A 20,432-nucleotide genomic window follows, 5' to 3' on the forward strand; every position below is an offset into this window, starting at 1 on the left:
AAAATGAGGAAAAAATGTATCAAAGTTTTTACAAAGCTAGTTTTGCTTATATTCTTTTGCAGAGTAATGAAAATAAACTTATCAATGTTGATTTTATAACATATAAGCCCAATTTTAGCAAAGATAAACACATTATTTTAGAACAAGCCTTAGAAGAACTAGACCTTTATTTTAATAAAAAACTTTTTTTCTTTAATACACCCCTAGCTCTTCAGGGGAGCGAATTTGAGCAAAAAGTATATAAAGCTTTAATTAAAATTCCCTATGGACAAACTAAAACATATCAAGAAATTGCTTCTTTTATCAATCATCCAAAAGCTTTTAGAGCGGTAGGTAATGCAAATTCTAAAAACAAACTTGCAATTTTTATACCTTGTCATAGAGTGGTAGCTAAAAATCACTTAGGCGGATACAATGGTGGTTTATTTATCAAAGAAGCTTTACTTAAATTAGAAGGTGTGCTTTAAAATGCCAAGTTTATTACTAGCAAGTTTTATTTGGGCTTTTTCTTTTCCATTAATTGGGCATTTTATAACCTTAGAAATGGATAGTTTTTTTGCTGCATTTGCAAAAGTTTTTTTGTCTTTATTAGTATTTTTACCTTTTTTAAATTTTAAGCTGAATTTGCATTTAAAACTAAAACTCATAAGCATTGGAGCTTTACAACTTGGTGTGATGAATTTATTTTATTATCATTCTTTTTTATATTTAAGTGTAAGCGAAGTGGCACTTTTTACGATTTTTACACCTTTTTATGTTGTACTTTTTTATGGGCTTTTTTCAAAAAATCTTAGATATTTATATTTTATAAGTATTTTTATATGTATTGTAGGTGCTTTTGTAGTTAAATTTGATAATATTAACTCTAATTTTTTATATGGCTTTTTACTTATTCAAGGAGCTAATTTAGTATTTGGCGCTGGACAAAGTTTTTATAAAATTTTATTAGAAAAAAATACAAATTTAAATCAAAAAGAAGCTTTCGCTTATTTTTATTTAGGCGCAACCAGTATAACCTTACCTGCTTTTTTATTTTTTGGAGATTATAATAATTTACCATCCAATTTAAGTTCTTGGATAGCTTTGATTTATCTTGGGACTATTGCTTCAGGATTTGGATATTTTTTATGGAACAAAGGCTCCACTGAAGTAGATAGCGGGGTTTTAGCTTTGATGAATAATGCCATTATACCTATAAGTATTTTTATCAATATGAGTATTTTTGGAGTAGATGTAGAGCTACTACCTTTTTGCATAGGGACCTTGATCATTCTTTTTTCATTTTTTATACATAGAAAAATCATGCATTATTATAATAAGAAATCTTACTCAAATACAAACCACTAGCAGGAGCTAAAAATCTACAATGAGCTTTTTTGGCATTGATTTGATCTAAAAGCTCATTTTTGCTCATTTTTCCTTCTAATACTTTTAAAATACTTGCCATCATCATTCTAATTTGAGATCTTAAAAAACCATTTGCTTCAAAATAAAACACAGTGTAATTTTTATAAGCATAAACTCTAGTTTTATACATTTTTCTTATACTTGTTTTATTATCAGAGCCTTCTTTTTGAAAGAGTTTAAAATCATGCTCTCCTTCAAATAAAAAAGCAATTTCCTTGGCTAATTTAATATTTATTTTTGGATAAAAATGCACATATGAGGCTAAAAAAGGATTATATTTTTCATGACTTATAATATAGCGATATGCTCTTTTTTGCACATCAAAACGCACTTGGAAATTTTCTTGCATTCTTTGGATATGCTTTATATGTATAAATGGGTGTGCAAAATGATTGATTTTATTTTTTAAATATACAAAATCTTTAAAATGTTCTCCTGCTTTTACACAAGCAACTGCATTAAATGCATGCACACCTTTATCAGTTCTTGAAGCAAATAAAGGTTTTTCATAAATACCCAAATGCGACAAGGCCTGCGCTAAGGTATCTTGGACACTAAGCTTATGTGGTTGGGTGGCTGAACCTTGAAATTTAGAACCATCATAAGAAAAAGTTAATTTTAAAAGCATTAATACTTACTTGCAATTTTTGCTTTAAAATAAAACAAAGAAGTAATTAAAAAGCTTGAAAAAATCACAGCGATAGCTACAAAAGGAGGATTATAAAAACTAATCAAAAGCGTAAAATAGGCAAAAATAATCACAAAAATTCCAAAATAAGCAAAACCTTTTTCATAACGATAAGTTACTATACCAAAAGAGAGTGCAAAAAGCACACTAGCTAAAGGAAATAAAGCTATAAGAATATAAATAACAAATTCTTTTACTTTTTCTTTATTGCTTGTTACATCAGACCAATACCCATAAAAACTTTGAGTATTTAATTCTTTAGAAGAAAGTTTGCTTTTAATTAATAAATTTTTAAAACTAGAAATATGCCAATCTTCTTCTTTAATCTCATAAGCTTTTCCTTCATCTAGCTTAAAAGTAATAACCCCATCATTTGTTTCTAACTTTCCTTCTTTAGCTAAAATCACTTGTTCTTTATCTTGTGGGTTTTTCTTTGGATGATACATTATGATATTTTTATAAGTTTCATCAGAATTTTTGGCATCGATAAAAACAAGCCATTCTCCATATCTTTGTCCAAATTCCCCTGTTTTTATACTTACTTTAGCACTAATTTTTTTATAATCTACAAAATTATCAAAAAGTTCAAAAGATATAGGTATAAAAACCAAGACCACCACAAGCATAAAAGCACTTACTAAAGCTGCAATTTTTGCAAAAAAACTTGCTATCATGCTTGGAGCTATACTCAAAGCAAACAACACTGTGCTTTCATTTTCTCTAGAAAGCCTATAAAAGGCCAAAGTCAAAGCTATGAAAAAAGATATGGGTAGAGTAAAAATTAATATCTTTGGTAAAAGAAAAATATATAATTTGATTAATTCAAAAAAAGTAATTTCAATATAAGCAGTAATTTTAGCAAGTTGTATAAAAAAAATAATCGAAACAATAATAAATAAAGTAAAAAATAAAGATAACATTGTACTTAAAAACTGATTAAGCAAATACTTATAAACTAGTTTCATAATATACTTTCTACACTTAGATTAATCAAAATTCCACAAAATAAAAAAGGAATCATAGGCATTTGATAATCTTTCTTGGCTATTTTTATAAACATCAAAAGACTTAAAAAACTTGCAATAAATAAAATCAAAAAGCCTTTTTCATAGCCAAAAATTCCAAAAATCAAAGCTATTATTATAACATCACCTTCCCCTAAACTTTCTAAAATTTCATCTCTTTTTTTAAAATTTTTAATAAAATTAATCACACTTTTTAGTATAAAAATTAACCCCGCTCCAAAACACACTCTAAATAAAAAGCTATCTTGAAAATCCTCTAAATTTAAACCATTTTGCAAAAAATCAAAACAAAAAGCTAAAATAAATAAAATCCAAAGCCATAGCTCACTCACTGCTTTTAGATAATAATCCATCCAAGAAAGTGCTAATAATACAGCTAGCATACAAGCAAAAATTAAAATTTGAAAAACATCTTCGATTAAATAAAAAGCAAAGACAAACAAACACGCACAAATAAATTCATTAAAAGGATAAATCAAAGAAATTTTTTCTTTACAAAAAGCACATTTGCCTTTTAAAAATACAAAAGATAACAAAGGAAAAAGATGATAAAATTTCAAAGTTTTAAAACACTTAGGGCATTTTGATCTTGGGCTTATTATGCTTTCTTTATTAATCGTTCTTAAAATCAAAACATTGACAAAAGAACCCACACAAAGCCCTAGTAATAAAAATAAAAATATCATTTACCAAAGGTTCTTTTGCGTTTTTTAAACTCAGTAATGATATTTGTGATTTCTTTTTTAGTAAGTGCAGGAAATAAGGTTTGACTAAAATAAATTTCTGCATAACTTGATTGCCATAATAAAAAATTTGAAATTCTTTTAGCGCTCCCTACCCTTAAAAACAAATCCACATCTTCACTTAAGTCAAGATTTGCTTGTATATTTGCTTCATTAATTTCAAGATTTTTTTCAATCACCTTTTTAACCGCTCTAACTATTTCATCCTTGCTTCCATAAGAAATAGCTAAATTTACACATAATCTTGTGTGGTTTTTAGTTTGTTCTTGAAAATTTTGTATTTTTTTCAAGGTTAATTCATCTAAAAGACTTAAATTTCCTATAGCTTTAAAACGCACTTCATTAGCTATAAATTTATTTAAAGATTCATCAAGATATTTATTTAATAGTTTAAAAAGAAACTCCACTTCTTCTTTTGGTCTTTGCCAATTTTCTGTACTAAAAGCATAAAGGGTTAGATTTTGAATTTTTTCATCTATACATACTTCTATAATTTTTTCAACAACTTTAGCACCTTGACTATAGCCAATTTTTTCTAAAAGTCCATTTTTTCTAGCCCATCTTCTATTGCCATCCATTACTACAGCAAGATGCTTTAACTCATTCATTCTATCCCTTTATATCCATCAATCTTTTAAAAACAAACATAGGATTGAGCGTATTAACTACTTCAAATTTAAAATACTCGTTTAAAAAATGTGCTACTTTGGCAAAAGGTGTTTGTATGCGTGTGATTTTACCATTATCAATTATAATTTTTAAAGCACCAAAAATTTCAAAATACAAATACACCTCTAAAATATTTCCATTTTTCTTAGCTTCAAATAAAGCTCTATTTCCCTCATAAACAAAAGGTATATGATAAATTCCTTCAAAAAACGCAAAAAACATTTCCTTATAAATTTCAAACTCATATGCGCTTTTGCTTTCCATAAGTCTTTGGATAATGAATTTTTTATACCAAGCTTTTTCATCACCTTCTTGTAAAAGCTTTTCTATAAGTTCAGTCCCTTCTTCAAAAAGTCTAATTTTAGGCTTTTTCAAAAGATTTTTAAAAGAAATCACGCCTTTATCTTCATAAACTTCAGCTAAATACTCCTCCCCTACTTCAAGCTCTATCAAACTTTTTGTTTCAAGCTTTTTAGTGTTTAAAAGCAATACATAGCGATTATATGCGCGTTTTTCTAAAATTTGCATTCTTACAGGTAAGGTTGAGTTGATGATATTCACCAAAGTTTCCTTAATTCTTGTGCTAAAATAAAACCAAGTTTTTCTTTGCTTTGTTTGGAACTTTGAGAGATGCTATTTTTAGTGATAAAACAAATGCTATTTTCATCACTTCCAAAGTTCATTTGCTCATTTAAGACATTTAAACACACCATATCTAAATTTTTACTAACTAAAGATTTTTTAGCATTTTCTAAAGCATTTTGCTCATCAAATTCCATTTTAAAGCCTATTTTTTTGCCTTTAAAATCTAAATTTTTTAAGATATCCTCATTAAGCTTTAATTTTAAATCAAGTCCGTTTAAATGCTCATTTTTCTTAATCTTACCCTTATAAGCCTCAAGAGTAAAATCACTCACAGCAGCAGCCATAATTAAAGCATCAAAATCTTTGTATTTTTGCAATTTTTCTTTTAGTTTTAAAGAAGATTCAAATTTTTCTAATTTATAAGGTGTTTTAAACTCTACTGAGCTAACTAACACTACTTTAGCACCTAAAAAATACAAGGCATCAGCAACCGCCTTTGCCATTTTTCCACTTGAAAAATTACTAATACATCTTACATCATCAATTTTTTCTTTAGTGCCACCACCACTTACAATAAAACTTTTATCTTTAAAAAAATCTTCTTGCATTAGACTTCTTTTTAAAGCATTTATAATACTATCAAGCTCAGCCAAAGCTCCTAATCCTTCATCTTTACAAGCTAGAGTTTTAACTATAGGATCAATGATAATACAACCTTGCTCTTTTAAATTTTTTAAAGAATTTTGAGTGCTAAAATGTAAATACATGTTTGTATTTGCAGCGGGTGCGATTAAAAATGGTTTATTTTTATCTACTGCTATTAAAGTTTGAATAAATAAATTATCTGCTATACCATAGTTTAATTTATTAATAGAATTTATACTAGCAGGCGCAAAAAGTACACAATCGCAAGTCTTGCTAAAAGCTATATGATTATTAGTATTTTGCCAACTTTCATTATCTTCACATAAAACTTCATCCGCTAAAGCTTCAAAGCTAAGCTTAGTGCCAAATTTTAAAACTCCCAAACTTAGTAAAACTTTAACCCTAAAACCTTCTTTTTTTAATAAAGAAATAAGCTCATAAGCTTTATAAAAGGCTATGCTTCCACTTACTGCTAGTAAGATTGTTTTCATTTTTTACCTAGTTTTTTATAGTAAAAATCTTCTATAATTTGCGTCTTTGCTCTATTAATATACAAAGAGCCTTTTTCTACATCCTTACACACAGTGCTTCCTGCTGCGATGATTACCTCATCTTTTATCTCAACCGGAGCGATAAATTGCGTATCTGAACCCACAAAAACATTTTTACCTATTTTGGTCTTATGCTTTTTAACCCCATCATAATTACAAGTGATAGTACCACAACCTATATTAGTTCCCTCATCTATCTCACAATCCCCTAAATAACTCAAATGCCCTGCTTTAACTCCATTCAATAAAGCATTTTTACATTCTACGAAATTTCCTATATGGGTATTTTTAAGCTGGCATTTTGGACGCAAATGCGCTAAAGGCCCTACATCGCTATTTTCTACTATACTATCTTCAATCACACTTGAACTTTTGATGATAGAATTAATGATTTTTGATTTTCCCTCTATACGCACATTTTCATACACTTCACACTCGCCTACAAACTCAACTTCATCTGAAATAAAAGTCGTCGCAGGCATATGAAAAATCACTCCTTGCTTCATCCATTCTTTTTTAATCGCTTCTTGCATAAGATCTTGAGCTAAGCAAAGCTCAATTTTATCATTTACCCCCATAAAATCTTGCTCATTTACAAACACTGCATCGATTTCATAGCCCTTTTCTTTTGCTAAATAAACCGCATCGGTTAAATAATATTCTTTGGCTTTATTATCATTTTTTATCAAAGGCAATACTTCTTTTAAAATTTGTGCTTTTATAGCATAAACACCGCTATTGCAAATGTTTATAGCAAGTTCTTCTTTGCTTGCATCTTTTGTTTCTACTATTTTTTGAATTTTATTTTCTTTTAATACTATTCTTCCATAACTTTTTGGATCTTTTGCCTCAAAAACTGCCACATTAAAATCACTCTCATTTAAAGCTATTTTTTCTAAATCATCTGCTTTAACTAAAGGCATATCACCACATAAAATCAATACTTTTTCATGCTTACTCTCATAACCCCTTAAAGCCCCTGCAGTACCTGGAAAATTTTGCAAGTCTTGTTCTAAAAAACGTGTATTTGGAAAATGCTCTAAAACAACTTGTTCAACCTTTTCTTTTTGATGAGAAAGCACCACACATACATCATCACTAATTTTATATGCTTGTTTTAAAATATGTAAAATCATTGCTTTTGAGCAAATTTTTTGAAGTACTTTTGGATTTTGTGATTTCATACGCGTGCCAAGTCCAGCAGCCAAAATAAGCACAGAAATTTTCATAATTTACCTTTGTTTTAAAAATTATTGCTTATTTTAACAAGCTAAAGTAAAAATTCTTACTAGTTGTTATTTGTTTTTTACAGATTTTCATTTACTTTAAACTTAAATTTATGGGGGAGGGTATAATGCTTTTTTCAATTTAAATTTACTTCCAAAAAATGAATTTTTTGAAGATACTGATTTGGCTCAATTTACAGATTATAAACTTAGTGTTTCTAATGATGGCAAAAGTCTTTTAATTAGCGGTGGTGCTAATGAAAATGTAAGAGATTTATCAAAAATATTAAAATCTGAAATTGATATTAGAAAAGAAGCTTTAGATAGCTTTAATAATATAAAAGAAGATATTAAAAGAAATGAAAATTTAGAAAATTCTGGATTTGGAACCTACCAAAAACCAGGATATATTGGCGATGATGCTATGCTTGAAGCCATAGCACAAGCAGAAAAAGAACTACAGGACCAAATTAAAAAATTAGAACAACAAATCCAAGATATACAAGATAATGGTGGAAAATTTGATGGTAGTGATTTAGTTGAAAATATAAAAGATGTTAGCTTAGAAAATAAAAATTTAGCTGTAAATATGCTAAATAGTATTTTAGATTCTAAACTTAGCAATGATGCTATCGCAGCACTCACTCTAGATACCACAGGAAAAAATCTAAACACACTTACCACAAATACAAAAGCAAGTGCAAAAGCTATAGTAAATAATGCTCAAAATTCTTCTGTTAATTCATCTATAGGTGTAGCAAATGACCTAGCAATTGGAACAAGAATAGCAAAACTTTCAAATCCTTATCAAGATAAAGCTTTAGTAGAAAAATTTGCTACAACCCATATAGCAGCACTAGCAAGCGATGTTTATAATTATTATGGAAATTCTTCATTTAATAATAGCTTTTGGGGTAATGTTTTTGGTGGTGCAAATATCATAGATGGAGATAGTGGTGCTTTATATGGATTTACACTAGGTGCTGATAGAAAAATCAATGATAATGCTTTGCTTGGTTTTTACTTTACTTATGCTGATTCAACTATCAAAGATGGAGTTATGGAACAAAAATCAGATAACTATCAATTTGGTATTTATTCTTTAATTAATCCAAACGATCAATGGGAAATTAATCTAAGAGCTTACGGGCAAATTTCTCCAACAGATCAAAGTGTTGTAATGTTAAATGATTCTAATAAGGCTGATTTTGATAGTAAATTCTTTGGTTTAAGTGCTAATGCCGGTAGAATTTTTAATCCAAATTCATCATCATTATTCATCAAGCCTTTTGCTGGTATAAATTACTACTACGCACACACTCCAAGTTATAAAGAAAGTGGTATGTTTGCAAAAGATGTTCAAAGTATGACAAATAATTCCATATCTTTAGAACTTGGTGCTGAATTTAGAAAATATATGAGCGAAACATCGTATTTATTTATCACTCCAAAAATAGAACAATATGTAATGAATAATGGAGATGATTATGTAGCTGGATTTGTTGGATCAAATTCAAATTTTATCATCAAAGGTAATGATAAGAAAAAAACTTATGGACAAATCATCATAGGTGGAAATGTAGATATTAGTGAGCAATTTAGCCTAAATGCAGGTGTTGGAGCTAAACAAATACTAGCTGGTAAAACAGATGGTAAAAATGAAACTTATGTAAGTGGTCAAGTAGGTTTTAAATACAAATTCTAAAAAAAATATTTTTTGAGAAACTCCTAAATGCTAGAGTTTTTCACTCTAGCATTTTAAAAATAAACCATTAATTCAATCATATAAATTGCATTTTTAAGAGTAAAATTGCTAAAATAATGCTTTTAATTTTAACCAAGGAAATATTTTGAGGGTTTTACTAGTTTTATTTTTATCAAGCCTAGCTCTTTTTGGCGCTGAAGCAACTATACCAACTGTAAATTTAAGCCTTAGTGCCCCAAATAGCCCTCAACAGCTCGTAACAACTTTAAATATAATTATAGTTTTAACTATACTAGCACTTGCTCCAACTATCATCTTTGTAATGACTTCATTTTTAAGACTTATAGTAGTTTTTTCTTTTCTAAGAACTGCTCTTGGCACACAAACCATGCCTCCAAATACTATCTTAGCGACACTAGCTTTGATTTTAACTTTTTTTATTATGGAACCTGTTGCTACAAAATCATACAATGAAGGCATAAAACCCTATATTGCTGAACAAATAGGCTATGAAGAAGCCTTTGCTAAAGGCGTTAAACCTTTTAAAGATTTCATGTTAAAAAATACCAGAGAAAAAGACTTAGCACTTTTTTATAGGATCAGAAATTTAGAAAATCCAAAAACCATAGATGATGTTCCTTTAACGGTTTTAGTGCCTGCTTTTATGATAAGTGAACTCAAAACTGCTTTTGAAATAGGCTTTTTGCTTTTCTTGCCATTTTTAGTTATTGATATGGTAGTAAGCTCAGTGCTAATGGCTATGGGTATGATGATGTTACCACCTGTTATGATTTCCATGCCTTTTAAATTGCTTATTTTTGTTTTGGTAGATGGATGGAATTTGCTTATACAAAATCTCGTCAAAAGCTTTTTAACTTAGCAATTTAGAGCAAAAATATGTGTATTATTAGCTTTATTTGTATTTTTCTAAATCAAAGATTTTAAATGGCATTTGCTATATTTGGAAAATACCTTTATGATGATCTTGTCTTCACTCTTAAAGCTCACACTCAAAAAGAAAGTAAAAAAGCTTTTAAAATCATAGAAAAATATAAAAATCAATATTATTTTTTAGGCTATATTCAATATGAATTCTATAAATATCTAGAAGATAAAAATTATAAAAGCAAAGAGCCTTTTTTATATTTTTTTGCTTTTAAATCAAAAAAAATCTTTACAAACGAAGAAAAAAATTTAGACTTTTATCCAAGTTTTTCATCCAATTTAAACCAAGAAAAGTATTTTGAAAACTTTGACAAAGTCAAAGAAGCCATAGCTAAAGGTCAAAGTTATCAAGTTAATCTTACTCAAGAACTACATTTACAATCAAATCTTAATGTGTATGAGAGTTTTTTAAGCCTTTATCCTAAGCAAAATACACCCTATAAAGCTTATATGAAAAATGAATTTTTAGAATTGGCTTCATTTTCACCTGAACTTTTTTTTAAAATCAAAAATAAAAAAATCATCACAAAACCCATGAAAGGCACAATCAAACGCTCAAATAATCCAAAAGAAGATGAAAGTCTAAAAAACTTTTTAAAATGCGATGAAAAAACTATTAGTGAAAATGTAATGATAGTTGATTTATTACGCAATGATATTTCAAAACTCATCAAAAAACATTCTTTAAAATGCGAACTTTTTAAGGTTAAAACCTACCCTACCTTACACCAACTCATTTCAAAAATAAGTGGGAAATTAAAACAAGAAAATGATTATTTTAAAATTTTCAAAGCCCTTTTTCCATGTGGATCTATCACAGGTGCACCCAAAATAGAAACTATTAAACTCATAGAAAATTTAGAGCAAAGGAAACGCGGGATTTATTGTGGAGCGATAGGCTTAATCCATAAAGATAAAGCAAAATTTAGCGTAGCCATACGCACTTTAGAGAAAAAAAATAATGATGATTTTTTAAGATATGGTGTAGGAAGCGGACTTGTGTGGGACTCACAAAAACAAGATGAATTTGAAGAATTAAAACTAAAAAGTAAAATTTTAAAACCTAACTTTTATTTATTTGAAACAATGTATTATAAAAATCATTCTATTTTATTTTTCAAAGAACATTTGACAAGAATTTTAAACTCAGCTAATTTTTTTGGCTTTGATACTCAAAGATTAAAACATGATTTTAAAAATATACTAGAGAGTAAAGATAAAAAATTCCATTTTAAATCTTTACAAAATTTTAACAATTTTGTTTTCAATCATCATCATTTTTTTACAAAAAGTAATTTTACTCAAAAAGGCTCAAAGGCTATTAAATTAAAACTTTTTGAAAATGGCCTCTATGAGTTTGATTTTAGCAATATACAAGAAAATTCAAGCAAAAAACTACTCATAAGTAAAGACATCATAAAAGTAAATCTTTTAACACACCATAAAACTTCTCTGCGTAGTTTATATGAAGCAAATTCTTATCTATGGAAAGAAAATATTTGCTATGACATAGTTTTTTTTGATGAAAAAGGCATACTTTGTGAGGGTTCAAGAAGTAACATTATTATAAATTTAAATGATGAGTATTTTACCCCTTATGCTAAAAACTGCCTAAATGGTATTTATAGACAAACACTCTTAAAACACAAGCTCATCAAAGAAAAAGATATCACTAAAGATGAGCTTTTAAATGCTAAAGAAATTTATGCTATTAATTCTTTAAGAGGCTTAAAAAAGGTATTTTTGTGAAAGTTTTGATTATAGATAATTATGATTCTTTTACCTACACCATAGCCTTTTATTTAAAAGAATTAAACATTGCTTATAAAATTATTAAAAACGATAAATTTAAAAATCCAAAAAAGCTTAAAAAATATGATTTTACCCATCTTCTAATCTCCCCTGGACCAAATTCTCCAAAAAAATCAAAGTTAAGTTTAAAAGCTATAAAATATTTTAAAAAAGATAAAAAAATTCTTGGAATTTGTCTAGGACACCAATGTATAGCACATGTTTTTGGTGGTAAAATTTCTAAACTTCCAAACCCAACTCATGGTAAGGTAAAAACTATAAAATTCAAACCAAACCCACTTTTTAAAAATCTTAAACAAAATTTTAAAATTTGTTTATATCACTCTCTTTATGTTAATCATATAGGTAAAAAATGTGAAATTTTAGCCCATAGTGAAGATAATATCATCATGACTTTAAAACATAAAAAATACGATATTTATGGAGTTCAATTCCACCCTGAAGCCATACTGAGTCAAAATGGCAAAAAGCTACTTAAAAACTTTCTTACTTTGCAATAATCTAATATTTATATTTTTTTTCATTTACTTTAAACTTAAATTTAGGGGGGGGGTATAATGCTTTTTTCAATTTAAATTTACAAGGAGTAATCAAATGAAACTTTCTTATTACACAAGTAAAGTTTTAATGGGAGTTGGTATTAGTGCTTTATTAAGCAATGCTATCTTAGCACAAGAAATTACCATAACAGATGACACTATGAAAAATTATTTTGAAACCAGTGATGGTCAAAATTTCAATCTAAAACAAGAACATACCAATCAAGACTTAACTATAAATCTCACAATGACAGACCTAGCTAATGATATAGTTAATGATGAATATAAAGATCTCTCAAGAGTAAATATTAACTTAAATTCTAATAATCTTAGTTTTAAAAATACCTCCGAAGGTGCTAGTTATGTAACAAACTATACCATTAATGCTAAAAAAAACTGAGGCAACAGATGTGATATTTCAAAGCTTAGATGGAAAATCCATCGTAAATGGAGATTTTAGCATAAAAGGTTCATCTAATCCTGCAGAGGGTATTTTAGATGATATAAAATCTTCAGCTATTTTAATCGCTGATGGGCATGGCCTACAAGGCTCTCTTGAAGTAAATGGAAATTTTACAGCAGATAAATCTACTCTATTTACCATAGGTGGTAATAAAAGTCAAAACCACATACAAGTAAATGGTAAAGCAAATATCACAAATTCAAACTTTTCCATAGGAACAACAAGTTTTGGTGATTTAGCTTTAAATAATTATGTTTTTATGAGTGCAAGTGAAGGGTTTAATGAAGATATAACAAGCTCAAACAAAGCTAGTGTAAACATAAGTAAAAATTTTGAAAGCATTGTTGGTATGAGCAACAAAGACTTAGGACTTGATTATGAAGTTGTAAGAGCTATGGATGTAAAAGATTTTGTTGAATATGAACTTTCTACAAAAGATAATAAGCTTTTAATTAGTGGTGGTGCAAATGAAAATGTAAATAACAATAAGATGATTCTAGAAAGCGATAAAAAATATCTAGAATTAATTAAAACTGATTTAGAAGATGCCAAAGATGATGAAGGTGTTAATATAGAAAAAATTGATAAAGCTATTGCAAAAATTAATGAGCAAATAAAACAAATTCAAGATATGATTAGCAATGCTGGAAGTGGAATAATCTCTAATGATGATTACATTAAAAACGATTCTAGTGTTTCAGCTTCTAACAAAGACTTTGTTTCTAAAATTTTAGATGGACTTAAAATTGGTGGAGATTTAAATGCAATAGGTAGTATTAAATTTGATAAAGTCGGGGAACAAGTAGCAAATGATATAAAAGATTCAGCTAAATCTATCTCAAATGTAAATCAAGCCTCATCAGGTATAAACTCAACTATCAATGTATCAAATGATGTATCTATAGGTTCTCGTGTAGCTATGTTAAATAATCCTTATGGAAATTACGCTACAAAATTATCTCAAATAAGATTTGCTACTAATGATTATAGAGGAAATTATATTGATAATTATAATAACAGCATTTGGGGTAATGTAATAGGCGGTGCAAACATCATAGATGGAGATAGTGGTGCTTTATATGGAGCCACTATAGGTATGGATAGAAAAATTAACGATGATGTTATTATTGGTGCTTATTTTACTTATGCAAACGCTGAAATAAAAGATAATCTTTTAACCCAAAAATCAGATAATTTCCAATTTGGTGCTTATTCTAATATCCATATAAGTCCAAAGGTAGAAGTTAATGTTAAGGCTTATGCTCAAATTTCTCCAACAGATCAAGATATTGTAAATAGAGGATTTAACACTACAAATAGTGCTGACTTTAATAGAAAATTCCTTGGTTTGAGTGCTAACATGGGATATATTTTTGATTTTAGTAATAATACCTTATTTATCAAACCTTTTGCCGGAGCAAACTACTACTATGCATATACCCCAAGCTATAAAGAAAATGGAATTGCAGGAAAAGATGTCAATAGCGCTAGTAATAATTCTATTTCTTTAGAACTTGGTGCTGAATTTAGAAAATATATGAGCGAAACATCATATTTATTTATCACTCCAAAAATAGAACAATATGTAATGAATAATGGAGATGATTATGTAGCGAGTTTAAATGGAGTGGCGCTACCTAGCGTAAAAAGCGATGATAAGAAAAAAACTTATGGACAAATCATCATAGGTGGAAATGTAGATATTAGTGAGCAATTTAGCCTAAATGCAGGTGTTGGAGCTAAACAAATACTAGCTGGTAAAACAGATGGTAAAAATGAAACTTATGTAAGTGGTCAAGTAGGTTTTAAATACAAATTCTAAAAAAAATATTTTTTGAGAAACTCCTAAATGCTAGAGTTTTTCACTCTAGCATTTTAAAAACCCTCATACTCTTTAGCTATAAAAACTTCATCATCTTTTACAATTAATGGGCGTTTTATAAGCGTTGGGTTTTGCAAAATCATCACTTTAATTTCATCTTGGTTTAAATTTTGAAGTTTTTCTTTATTTAACCCTAATTTTCTAGCACTCATACCCGCTGTATTTACAAGCTCTAAAACACTCCTTTTGCTAAGCCAAAAATCCAAAGTTTCTTCATCTAGCTTTTTAATGTCTAAAAATTCAAATTCAATTTGCTTAGAATTTAAATAATCCATAGCTTTTTTAACACTATTACAATTTTTAATACCATAAAATTTTAACATCTTCTTGCCTTTTTCACTAAGTCTGCTATGATAAATGCTAATTCTAAAGCTTGGTCAGCATTTAATCTTGGATCACATTGTGTTTCATAGCGTTTAGAAAGTTCTTCTTGAGTGATATTTAAAGAGCCTCCTACACATTCTGTTACATTTTGCCCTGTCATTTCCAAATGTACCCCACCAGGATACACTCCTTCACTCATAGCTATCTCAAAAAACGCACGCACTTCTTGAATAATTTTATCAAATTCTCTTGTTTTAAAATTACCTGATTTAACCGTATTTGCATGCATAGGATCTATGCTATAAAGTATATTAAACCCTTCTTGTTTTAACTCTTTAAATAATTTTGGCAAGGCATTTTCTATCTTATCACATCCCATACGGATGATGAAATTTAATCTTCCTGCTTCATTATGCGGATTTAAAATACTTACTAGCTTTTTTATTTCATCTAAATCATAATTAGCACTAAGCTTAACACCGAGTGGATTTTTTACTCCACTTAAAAAATGCACATGTGCTTCATCTGCTTTTCTAGTACGCTCACCTATCCAAAGCATATGTGCTGAACAATCATAAATTTCCCCGCTTAAACTATCTACTCTAGTTAAAGCTTCTTCATAAGGCAAAAGCAAGGCTTCATGAGAAGTATAAAAGGCTGTTTGAGAAAGATTTGGGGTATCAGTGATACCACAAGCTTGCATAAAAGCTAAAGCTTGAGTGATTTTTTCACTAAGTTCATTATATTTTTTCCCAAGCTCTGCTTTTTTTAAAAAACCCAAATTCCACTTATGCACTACTCTTAAATCTGCTAAACCACCTCTTGAAAAAGCTCTTAATAAATTTAAAGTTGTAGCACTTTGATAATACGCTTCTAGCATTCTTTTAGGATCGGCTATTCTTGATTTTTCATTAAATTCAAAACCATTAATAATATCCCCACGATAACTTGGAAGTGTTACTCCATCTACTTCTTCAAAATCACTACTTCTTGGCTTTGCAAATTGTCCTGCAACACGCCCTACTTTAACGATAGGACAAGATCCTGCAAAAGTAAGCACTATGGCCATTTGAAGCATAACTTTAAACATATCTCTTATATTATCAGCACCAAAATTTACAAAACTCTCTGCGCAATCTCCTCCTTGGAGTAAAAATGCTTGAGAATTTACAACATTAGCAAGAGATTTTTTTAACTTATCTACCTCACCTGCAAAAACAAGTGGTGGTAATTTTTCTAATTTTTTAACAACATCTTGTAGTTCATTTTCATCAGGATATTGCGGCTGTTGCTGAATTTTATAATTTTTCCAAGAATCTTTAGTCCATTTCATAGCTTAACTTCCTAATTTTAAGTAAGCTAAAATTATACAAAATGAGACTTAAATTAAGATTTCAAAACACTCTCAACGCGTTCAAGGCTATCTTGTTTATATAGAGTTAAACGCACTATAGAATCTTCTAGTGCTAAAAGATTATGAATTTCATTAGCTTTTAAACTAATGCTATCTAAAGATTTAAGTAGAATTTGCTGATTTAAAACTCCAAAATCAATAGAGCCTTTTAATACTTGTATAGTAATATCAAAAGGTGCTTTATGATCTTTCATAAAGCTATCCTTTGACATATTTATGCATATTTCCTTAGCATAAGCATTTTCTATTTTTTTAGATATATTTATGCCATTTTCAATTTCTTGTTCCCAAGAAATTACTTCATGCATTTGAGTTCTAAATTTCATTTTATTTTTTAAGTTCTTTAATACGAGCAGCCTTACCTCTTCTATCTCTTAAATAGAATAATCTAGCACGGCGTACACGACCTCTTCTTAATACTGTAATACTTTCTAAACTTTCACTATAAATAGGGAAAATTCTTTCAACACCTACATTATTAGCGCCTATTTTACGCACAATGAAAGTTTCATCTACACCATTTCCTCTACGCGCTATACAAATACCTTCAAAATTTTGAATTCTTGTTTTATCGCCTTCTTTAATGCGAATAGCAAGTCTTAAAGTATCTCCAGCACGAAATTCTGGAACATTTTTACCTTCAATTTGTTTTTGCTCAAATTGCTCAATGTATTTATTTTTCATAACGATATTCCTTAAAATTTGCGTTCATGCTTTTGATACAAATCAGGACGAAAATATTTCGTTTTGCAAGACGCCAAAGTAGTTTTTAAAGCTGTAATTTTAGCGTGATTTCCCTTTAAAAACTCTGAAGGAACATAAAATTTTTTATTTTCCTTTTCAAAAACAAATGGCTTAGAAAATGATGGTGCTTCTAATAAATCATTTTCAAAACTTTCTTCACTTAAACTTTCACTATTTCCAAGAACATCTTGAATATTTCTACTAATAGCATCACACATCACCAAAGATGCTAACTCTCCACCTGTAAGTATAAAATCTCCTATAGAAAACACTTCATTAGCAAATTCTTCCACAATACGCTCATCTAAACCCTCATATCTACTACATACAAAACAAATATGCTCTTTGACGCTTAATCTTTTAGCATCTATTTGCTTAAAAGTTTTAGCACATGGTAAAAGAAAAATAAAATGCGTATTTTTATCTTGGCTTTTAATATGCGTTAAACAATCATATAAAGGCTGAGCTTGTAATAAAAGTCCCGCACCACCGCCTATTTTATAATCATCTACTTTTAGATGTTTATTTGTAGTAAAATTTCTAGGATTAACAAAATCAAATTCTAAAATTCCTTTTTCTTTTGCCCTTGCCAAAATAGAAGCTTTAAAATAAGGCTCAATAAGCTCTGGGAATAAACTTACAAAAGTATATTTCATGAATTTTCTAAAATATCTAAAGCAGATTGTGTGAATATTTTTTTATTTTCTATATCAACTTTTTGAATATATTTATCAACATAAGGAATATAAAAGTTTTTAACCTTTGTCTGTAGTTTTTCATCGCATTTTATACAGAATAAAAATCCAGCTCCATTTTCTAAAATATCTTCAACTACACCTAATTTTTGTTTATTTTCAAAAATTTCACAGCCTATAATATCAAAATAAAAATACTCATCTTTTTTTAACTTACAAGTTTCTTTTGTAGTTTTTATGCTTTGAAATAGTGTAATATTAGTTAGTTTTTTTGCAGATTCTAAATTCTCAAAATCTTCAAATAAAACCAAAGATCTTGTTTTATCGAAAGCTTTTATGGTGTAAATTTTTTGATTACCATCAAAAAATTTAGCACCTGCTTTAAACTGCTCATAAAAATCACTTAAATTATGTAATTTTACATAACCTTTCAAACCAACACTTTTCCCAAGTTTAGCAACTTGGACCAAATCATTCTTCAATAGCTTTTACCGTTATACGATATGAAGTTGCATCTTTAACTTTATAAGCCATAATAACTGTTTTTATTGCGTTGATTAATTTCCCATTTTTTCCGATCAACTTACCAGTATCAGTCGGATCAACATAAATGATAATTTCAGCAAAATTGTTTTCTAAATTTTGTTTTTGTATATCAACTTTTTCAGGAAAATCAACAATTAATTTTGCGTATTCTCTTAAAAAATTTTCAACCATTTTTATTTGCTTGTAATAGCTGCTACTCTATCGCTTAATTTAGCACCTACGCTCTTCCAATAAGCTAAACGCTCAGCATCAAATTTTACTACTTCAGGTTCAACCATAGGATTATAATATCCAATGCTTTCTATCCAACTACCATCGCGTCTTTTTCTACTATCAGTTACAACTATACGATAAAATGGTCTTTTTTTGCGTCCCATTTTTGTAAGTCTAATTACTGTCATTTTAATACTCCTAAAAAAATTAAAATTTTGTTATAGATATTTTAACTCATATATCCATAAAAAAGCTTTAATTATTGCGGTCTTTTAGCTTGCTGCAACATATTCATAAAATTTTCCATTCCTTTTTTGTTTGAAAATTTTTTTGCCAACTTAGCCGCATTACTAAATTGTTTTAAAAAGCGATTTACTTCCATTTGAGATAAACCAGCACCCTCTGCAATACGACGCTTTCTTGCGTTGTTTAATAAATCAGGATTTTCTCTTTCTTTTGGCGTCATTGATGAAATCATTGCTTTAATATGAATAATTTCTTTAGAATTATCCAAATCAATATCTTTAATATTTGCTGCCATAGATGATAAACCAGGTATCATACCAATGATTGATTTCATACTACCAAGTTTTTTAACACTTTCCATTTGATTTAAAAAGTCATTGAAATTAAATTCACCTTTTTTGATTTTTTTATTAAGTTTTTTTGCTTCTTTTTCATCTATAATAGCGGCAGTTTTTTCAGCCAAAGTCGCCAAATCACCTTCACCCATGATACGATTAACAATCCTATCAGGGATAAATACTTCTAAATCAGCTACTTTCTCACCAACACCAATAAATCTTAAAGGCACACCAATTTGTTTAGCTATACCTAGCGCAACACCACCTTTAGTATCTGCATCAAATTTACTTAAAATAACCCCAGTGATTTCTAAAGCTTCATTAAAGCTACTTGCTGTTTTAACTCCATCTTGACCACTCATAGCATCAGCTACATAAAATACTTCATCAGGATTTAAAATAGCTTTTACTTCTTTAAGCTCATTCATCAAAGCTATATCAATTGCCAAACGGCCGGCAGTATCTACAAGCAAAACATCATACATAGAATTTTTTGCTTTTTCTAAAGCTTGTTTAGCTACATTTAAAGGATTACTTTCATTTTCTATGAAAAATAAATCAAGCTCATTAGCTTGAGTGAGTTGTCTTAATTGCTCTACCGCAGCTAATCTTTGCAAATCACATGCAGCAATTAATACTTTTTTATTTCTTAGTTTTAAGTAATTAGCAATTTTTACCGTAGTAGTAGTTTTACCACCACCTTGCAAACCGCACATCAAAACAACCGTAGGTGGCTTACTAGCAAATACAAAACCTTGATTTTTACCTTTAACACTAAGAATTTCTTCTAAATTTTTCTTAATTGAGTCTAAAAATTGCTTTTGGCCTATGCCATTAGTTTTTACATCATTTTCTACTAAAGTGAGTAATTCTTTTGTAACTTTATGATGTACATCTGCTTTTAAAAGGGCTTTTTTTAAAGTGTCAAGAGCATTTTTTAAAGCTTTTTCATCATCAACAAAACGAAGTTTATTAACCGCGGATTTAAATGACTCACTAACTATTTCAAACACTTTATTTTCCCTTT

General features: G+C 28.6%; 24 protein-coding genes. 8 read left to right on the forward strand and 16 right to left on the reverse strand.

The window, feature by feature from the left end:
• Positions 1–14 precede the first annotated feature (14 nt).
• Together L8Y18_RS00640 and L8Y18_RS00645 are read left to right on the forward strand one after the other, a co-directional pair.
• A complete protein-coding gene (locus L8Y18_RS00640; protein WP_220567261.1) occupies positions 15–467 on the forward strand; it encodes a methylated-DNA--[protein]-cysteine S-methyltransferase in 453 nt (150 codons plus the stop codon).
• A 1-nt stretch (position 468) separates the two neighbouring features.
• Positions 469–1,347, forward strand: coding sequence for an EamA family transporter (locus L8Y18_RS00645; RefSeq protein ID WP_263664411.1), 879 nt, complete (start codon positions 469–471; stop codon positions 1,345–1,347).
• On the opposite strand, the gene truA is transcribed toward L8Y18_RS00645, so the two are convergent.
• From truA to glmU, 7 genes are read right to left on the reverse strand one after another with little or no spacing between them, the layout of a single operon-like run.
• Positions 1,301–2,035, reverse strand: coding sequence for a tRNA pseudouridine(38-40) synthase TruA (truA, locus tag L8Y18_RS00650; protein ID WP_263664410.1), 735 nt, complete (start codon positions 2,033–2,035; stop codon positions 1,301–1,303). The genes L8Y18_RS00645 and truA overlap by 47 nt on opposite strands.
• Complete coding sequence (locus tag L8Y18_RS00655; RefSeq protein ID WP_263676066.1) at positions 2,035–3,060, reverse strand: LptF/LptG family permease; 1,026 nt, start codon at positions 3,058–3,060, stop codon at positions 2,035–2,037. Before L8Y18_RS00655 ends, truA begins: the two co-directional genes overlap by 1 nt.
• The gene (locus tag L8Y18_RS00660; RefSeq protein WP_263664409.1) at positions 3,057–3,806 is read right to left on the reverse strand and encodes a prepilin peptidase; all 750 of its coding nucleotides are present in this window, start codon (positions 3,804–3,806) and stop codon (positions 3,057–3,059) included. Before L8Y18_RS00660 ends, L8Y18_RS00655 begins: the two co-directional genes overlap by 4 nt.
• Positions 3,803–4,471 (reverse strand): polyprenyl diphosphate synthase, encoded by a 669-nt coding sequence (uppS, locus tag L8Y18_RS00665; protein ID WP_263672766.1) that lies wholly within the window; start codon positions 4,469–4,471, stop codon positions 3,803–3,805. The genes L8Y18_RS00660 and uppS overlap by 4 nt, the downstream gene beginning before the upstream one ends.
• Position 4,472: 1 nt before the next feature.
• Entirely contained in the window at positions 4,473–5,093 is a 621-nt protein-coding gene (locus L8Y18_RS00670; RefSeq protein WP_263664407.1) for a hypothetical protein, read from the reverse strand.
• A complete protein-coding gene (gene coaBC / locus L8Y18_RS00675; RefSeq protein ID WP_263664406.1) occupies positions 5,090–6,253 on the reverse strand; it encodes a bifunctional phosphopantothenoylcysteine decarboxylase/phosphopantothenate--cysteine ligase CoaBC in 1,164 nt (387 codons plus the stop codon). Before coaBC ends, L8Y18_RS00670 begins: the two co-directional genes overlap by 4 nt.
• On the reverse strand, positions 6,250–7,542 hold the full coding sequence (glmU, locus tag L8Y18_RS00680; protein WP_214118230.1) for a bifunctional UDP-N-acetylglucosamine diphosphorylase/glucosamine-1-phosphate N-acetyltransferase GlmU: 1,293 nt from the start codon (positions 7,540–7,542) through the stop codon (positions 6,250–6,252). The genes coaBC and glmU overlap by 4 nt, the downstream gene beginning before the upstream one ends.
• Before the next feature lie 181 nt (positions 7,543–7,723).
• Here glmU and L8Y18_RS00685 point away from each other — a divergent pair, with 181 nt between their 5' ends.
• The 6 genes from L8Y18_RS00685 (at position 7,724) to L8Y18_RS00710 (ending at position 14,825) form a co-directional block, all read left to right on the forward strand.
• On the forward strand, positions 7,724–9,244 hold the full coding sequence (locus L8Y18_RS00685; RefSeq protein ID WP_263676067.1) for an autotransporter outer membrane beta-barrel domain-containing protein: 1,521 nt from the start codon (positions 7,724–7,726) through the stop codon (positions 9,242–9,244).
• 145 nt (positions 9,245–9,389) lie between these two features.
• Entirely contained in the window at positions 9,390–10,124 is a 735-nt protein-coding gene (fliP, locus tag L8Y18_RS00690; RefSeq protein WP_133318758.1) for a flagellar type III secretion system pore protein FliP, read from the forward strand.
• Between the two features lie 65 nt (positions 10,125–10,189).
• The gene (locus L8Y18_RS00695; RefSeq protein WP_263664404.1) at positions 10,190–11,938 is read left to right on the forward strand and encodes a bifunctional anthranilate synthase component I family protein/class IV aminotransferase; all 1,749 of its coding nucleotides are present in this window, start codon (positions 10,190–10,192) and stop codon (positions 11,936–11,938) included.
• A complete protein-coding gene (locus L8Y18_RS00700) occupies positions 11,935–12,501 on the forward strand; it encodes an anthranilate synthase component II (protein WP_263664403.1) in 567 nt (188 codons plus the stop codon). The genes L8Y18_RS00695 and L8Y18_RS00700 overlap by 4 nt, the downstream gene beginning before the upstream one ends.
• Positions 12,502–12,595: 94 nt before the next feature.
• Positions 12,596–12,940 carry a hypothetical protein gene (locus tag L8Y18_RS08690; protein WP_263676068.1) on the forward strand — a complete coding sequence of 115 codons (345 nt, stop codon included), beginning with the start codon at positions 12,596–12,598 and terminating at the stop codon, positions 12,938–12,940.
• Complete coding sequence (locus L8Y18_RS00710; protein ID WP_263676069.1) at positions 12,924–14,825, forward strand: autotransporter outer membrane beta-barrel domain-containing protein; 1,902 nt, start codon at positions 12,924–12,926, stop codon at positions 14,823–14,825. Before L8Y18_RS08690 ends, L8Y18_RS00710 begins: the two co-directional genes overlap by 17 nt.
• 53 nt (positions 14,826–14,878) lie before the next feature.
• Here L8Y18_RS00710 and L8Y18_RS00715 read toward each other — a convergent pair whose 3' ends face one another.
• The 9 genes from L8Y18_RS00715 to ffh form a co-directional block, all read right to left on the reverse strand.
• Positions 14,879–15,208 carry a Spx/MgsR family RNA polymerase-binding regulatory protein gene (locus L8Y18_RS00715; RefSeq protein WP_263676070.1) on the reverse strand — a complete coding sequence of 110 codons (330 nt, stop codon included), beginning with the start codon at positions 15,206–15,208 and terminating at the stop codon, positions 14,879–14,881.
• A complete protein-coding gene (locus L8Y18_RS00720) occupies positions 15,202–16,542 on the reverse strand; it encodes a class II 3-deoxy-7-phosphoheptulonate synthase (protein ID WP_173786628.1) in 1,341 nt (446 codons plus the stop codon). Before L8Y18_RS00720 ends, L8Y18_RS00715 begins: the two co-directional genes overlap by 7 nt.
• Positions 16,543–16,595: 53 nt before the next feature.
• Positions 16,596–16,949 carry a cupin domain-containing protein gene (locus L8Y18_RS00725; protein WP_243705616.1) on the reverse strand — a complete coding sequence of 118 codons (354 nt, stop codon included), beginning with the start codon at positions 16,947–16,949 and terminating at the stop codon, positions 16,596–16,598.
• A gap of 1 nt (position 16,950) precedes the next feature.
• Positions 16,951–17,307 carry a 50S ribosomal protein L19 gene (gene rplS / locus L8Y18_RS00730; protein ID WP_012661698.1) on the reverse strand — a complete coding sequence of 119 codons (357 nt, stop codon included), beginning with the start codon at positions 17,305–17,307 and terminating at the stop codon, positions 16,951–16,953.
• 11 nt (positions 17,308–17,318) lie between these two features.
• Entirely contained in the window at positions 17,319–18,023 is a 705-nt protein-coding gene (trmD, locus tag L8Y18_RS00735) for a tRNA (guanosine(37)-N1)-methyltransferase TrmD (protein WP_263666155.1), read from the reverse strand.
• On the reverse strand, positions 18,020–18,544 hold the full coding sequence (gene rimM, locus L8Y18_RS00740; RefSeq protein WP_263664398.1) for a ribosome maturation factor RimM: 525 nt from the start codon (positions 18,542–18,544) through the stop codon (positions 18,020–18,022). The genes trmD and rimM overlap by 4 nt, the downstream gene beginning before the upstream one ends.
• Positions 18,534–18,779, reverse strand: coding sequence for a KH domain-containing protein (locus tag L8Y18_RS00745; protein ID WP_043019956.1), 246 nt, complete (start codon positions 18,777–18,779; stop codon positions 18,534–18,536). Before L8Y18_RS00745 ends, rimM begins: the two co-directional genes overlap by 11 nt.
• Before the next feature lie 2 nt (positions 18,780–18,781).
• On the reverse strand, positions 18,782–19,009 hold the full coding sequence (gene rpsP, locus L8Y18_RS00750; RefSeq protein ID WP_012661702.1) for a 30S ribosomal protein S16: 228 nt from the start codon (positions 19,007–19,009) through the stop codon (positions 18,782–18,784).
• Between the two features lie 71 nt (positions 19,010–19,080).
• Positions 19,081–20,418 carry a signal recognition particle protein gene (gene ffh, locus L8Y18_RS00755; protein ID WP_220566836.1) on the reverse strand — a complete coding sequence of 446 codons (1,338 nt, stop codon included), beginning with the start codon at positions 20,416–20,418 and terminating at the stop codon, positions 19,081–19,083.
• Between the last annotated feature and the right edge of the window lie 14 nt (positions 20,419–20,432).

Origin of the sequence: Campylobacter sp. CNRCH_2007_0968H (assembly GCF_025773245.1) — a bacterium.
Classification (GTDB): Bacteria; Campylobacterota; Campylobacteria; order Campylobacterales; family Campylobacteraceae; genus Campylobacter_D; species Campylobacter_D lari_D.

Coding starts and splice junctions, on each gene's coding strand:
- rpsP (WP_012661702.1), bottom strand. CDS start 19,009: ATGACAGTAATTAGACTTACAAAAATGGGACGCAAAAAAAGACCATTT.
- rplS (WP_012661698.1), bottom strand. CDS start 17,307: ATGAAAAATAAATACATTGAGCAATTTGAGCAAAAACAAATTGAAGGT.
- trmD (WP_263666155.1), bottom strand. CDS start 18,023: ATGAAATATACTTTTGTAAGTTTATTCCCAGAGCTTATTGAGCCTTAT.
- truA (WP_263664410.1), bottom strand. CDS start 2,035: ATGCTTTTAAAATTAACTTTTTCTTATGATGGTTCTAAATTTCAAGGT.
- L8Y18_RS00655 (WP_263676066.1), bottom strand. CDS start 3,060: ATGAAACTAGTTTATAAGTATTTGCTTAATCAGTTTTTAAGTACAATG.
- uppS (WP_263672766.1), bottom strand. CDS start 4,471: ATGAATGAGTTAAAGCATCTTGCTGTAGTAATGGATGGCAATAGAAGA.
- L8Y18_RS08690 (WP_263676068.1), top strand. CDS start 12,596: ATGAAACTTTCTTATTACACAAGTAAAGTTTTAATGGGAGTTGGTATT.
- L8Y18_RS00660 (WP_263664409.1), bottom strand. CDS start 3,806: ATGATATTTTTATTTTTATTACTAGGGCTTTGTGTGGGTTCTTTTGTC.
- L8Y18_RS00640 (WP_220567261.1), top strand. CDS start 15: ATGTATCAAAGTTTTTACAAAGCTAGTTTTGCTTATATTCTTTTGCAG.
- coaBC (WP_263664406.1), bottom strand. CDS start 6,253: ATGAAAACAATCTTACTAGCAGTAAGTGGAAGCATAGCCTTTTATAAA.
- L8Y18_RS00645 (WP_263664411.1), top strand. CDS start 469: ATGCCAAGTTTATTACTAGCAAGTTTTATTTGGGCTTTTTCTTTTCCA.
- glmU (WP_214118230.1), bottom strand. CDS start 7,542: ATGAAAATTTCTGTGCTTATTTTGGCTGCTGGACTTGGCACGCGTATG.
- L8Y18_RS00745 (WP_043019956.1), bottom strand. CDS start 18,779: ATGGTTGAAAATTTTTTAAGAGAATACGCAAAATTAATTGTTGATTTT.
- L8Y18_RS00715 (WP_263676070.1), bottom strand. CDS start 15,208: ATGTTAAAATTTTATGGTATTAAAAATTGTAATAGTGTTAAAAAAGCT.
- L8Y18_RS00695 (WP_263664404.1), top strand. CDS start 10,190: ATGGCATTTGCTATATTTGGAAAATACCTTTATGATGATCTTGTCTTC.
- L8Y18_RS00720 (WP_173786628.1), bottom strand. CDS start 16,542: ATGAAATGGACTAAAGATTCTTGGAAAAATTATAAAATTCAGCAACAG.
- L8Y18_RS00725 (WP_243705616.1), bottom strand. CDS start 16,949: ATGAAATTTAGAACTCAAATGCATGAAGTAATTTCTTGGGAACAAGAA.
- L8Y18_RS00710 (WP_263676069.1), top strand. CDS start 12,924: ATGCTAAAAAAAACTGAGGCAACAGATGTGATATTTCAAAGCTTAGAT.